Origin of the sequence: Kitasatospora sp. NPDC056800, from assembly GCF_042789775.1 — a bacterium.
Lineage (GTDB): Bacteria > Actinomycetota > Actinomycetes > Streptomycetales > Streptomycetaceae > Kitasatospora.
Genome location: NZ_JBHUAL010000389.1, coordinates 1 through 2,436 on the forward strand (window position 1 = coordinate 1; position 2,436 = coordinate 2,436).

At 71.4% G+C, this 2,436-nt stretch carries 1 protein-coding gene and 1 rRNA gene; both read left to right on the forward strand.

Features of this window, described 5'->3' with window-relative positions; genetic code table 11:
* A 5S ribosomal RNA gene (rrf, locus tag ACFRQN_RS40510) occupies nt 1-87 on the forward strand; the annotation flags it as partial.
* Nucleotides 88-260: 173 nt separating this feature from the next.
* The gene (locus ACFRQN_RS40515) at nt 261-2,372 is read left to right on the forward strand and encodes a phosphocholine-specific phospholipase C (RefSeq protein ID WP_380745641.1); all 2,112 of its coding nucleotides are present in this window, start codon (nt 261-263) and stop codon (nt 2,370-2,372) included.
* Nucleotides 2,373-2,436: the final 64 nt, after the last annotated feature.

Consider the following 2,436-nt stretch of genomic DNA (forward strand, 5'->3'; position numbering starts at 1 on the left):
GGTTACATTCCGAACCCGGAAGCTAAGCCTTACAGCGCCGATGGTACTGCAGGGGGGACCCTGTGGGAGAGTAGGACGCCGCCGAACAATTATTCAGAAGAACCCCCATCCGGGTCCCGGATGGGGGTTCTTCGCGTTGTCGGGGTGTTGGTCGAATGATCATGCGGCGTTCGCTGGAGGACCGTGTACATGACGGTTCGTGGGCCCCTATGGTCGAGCCTTCTCGTCCGACCATGCACTCACGACGCGAAGGACACCACGTGGCCTCCATCGACCGGCGCCGTTTCCTCCAACTGGGCGGCGCCTCCGCGGCCGCCGCCGGCCTCGCCGCCTTTCCGCCCGCGGTTGCCAAGGCCATGGCGCTGCCCGCGATCGGCAGGACCCGTTCGATCGAGGACGTCGAGCACGTCGTCATCCTGATGCAGGAGAACCGTTCCTTCGACCACTACTTCGGCACCCTGCGCGGCGTCCGCGGGTTCGACGACCCCCGGCCCACGCTGCTGCCGAACGGCCGGCCGAACTGGCACCAGCCCGCCGCCGCCGTGAAGACCGGCCGCTACCACGACCGCGGCCTGCCGGCCTCCGAGCAGGAGGTGCTGCCCTGGTACATCGACCCCCGGAACACCACCGAGTACCAGGCCGGTACCGACCACGGCTGGAGCAGCGGCCACCTCGCCTGGAACGAGGGGCGCCACGACCAGTGGGTGAACCAGAAGCAGGACGTCATGACGATGGGCCACCTCAAGCGCCAGGACCTGCCGTACCACTTCGCGCTGGCCGAGGCCTTCACCGTCTGCGACGCGTACTTCTGTTCCGTCCACGCCGACACCGCCCCCAACCGGATCTACCTCTGGACCGGCACCAGCGACCCGCGCAACGCGTACGGCCGCCGGCCCAACGGGCCCGGCCTGTGGGAGCGCAACGACACCAACGGCTACACCTGGACGACGTACCCCGAGCGCCTGGAGTCGGCCGGGGTCAGTTGGAAGCTCTACCAGGGCGGTTCGGGCGAGCCGGGCACGCCGACGGACAACTACACCGACAACTCGCTGATGTTCTTCGAGCGGTACCAGGTGGCCGAGGGCGCGTCGGGCCCGCTGGTGGAGAAGGGTGCCACCGACCACACGCTCAAGGAGTTCCGGGCCGACGTCGAGCAGGGCCGGCTGCCGCAGGTCTCCTGGATCGTCCCGCCGTACAAGTACAGCGAGCACCCCTCCGCGACGCCCACCGACGGCGCGTACTACATCAACCTCGTGCTGGACGCGCTCACCGCGAACCCCGAGGTCTGGGGGCGGACCGTCTTCCTCATCAACTACGACGAGAACGACGGCCTGTTCGACCACGTCGTCCCGCCGATGCCGCCGGTCGCCAGCCGTCCGGGCGGCCCGGGCATGGTCTCCGCCGACCTGGAGGCGAGCCTCGGCGACGAGCTGCTGGACCTCTCGAAGTACCCGGGCGAGATGAGCCCGCTGGTCCCCGGCGCCGACCCGGGAGGCCTCCAGCCGATCGGCCTCGGGCCGCGGGTGCCGCTGATGGTCATCTCCCCGTGGTCGCGCGGTGGTTGGGTCTGCTCGGAGACCTTCGACCACACCTCGGTGCTGCGGTTCCTGGAGGCCCGGTTCGGCATCGAGGAGCCCAACATCAGCGCCTGGCGCCGGTCGGTCTGCGGCGACCTCACCTCGGCGCTCGACTTTCGGGGCACCGACGCGCGGCGCGTCCGGATCCCGGTGCCCGCGCCGATCGCCTCGCAGGGCAAGCCCTACCAGGTGCCGCTGCCGCAGCGGATGCCCACCCAGGAGCCGGGCACCCGGCCCGCCCGCGCCCTCCCGTACGACCTGCGGGTCAACGAGGAGGAGACGGACACCGCCGGGCAGTTCCGGCTCGAACTGGAGAACCGGGGCTCGGTCGGCGCGTGGCTCTACGTCTACGACCGGACGGCGCCGACGGCCGCCCCGCGCCGCTACACCGTCTCGGCCGGCGACACCTTCGCGGACTTCTGGCCGCTGACCGGCGCTGGCGACTACCACCTGGCTGCCCACGGCCCGAACGGCTCGGTGCAGGAGTTCGAGGGCACGGCCCGGGCCGGGCTGGTGGCGCGCTTCGACCCGTCGAAGAACCAGGTGCGCGTCACGGTCGCCAACCACGGGCCGGTGGCCAGGACGGTCACCGCCGAGAACGCCTACGCGAAGGGCTCGAAGCAGAGCCGCTCCCTCCGCCCCGGCGCCTCGGCCCGGTTCACCTTCGACCTGCCCGCCGACCGCCGCTGGTACGACGTCACGGTCGCGGCCGCGGACGGTCCGGCCTTCCGCCGCCGCTGGGCCGGACACCTGGAGAACGGCCGCCCCGGCACCAGCGACCCCGGCCCGCGCTGACCGGACGGGCCTCCGTGGACGGAACCGGCCCGCGCTGACGGGCCCTCGTCGACCGGTCCGGTCG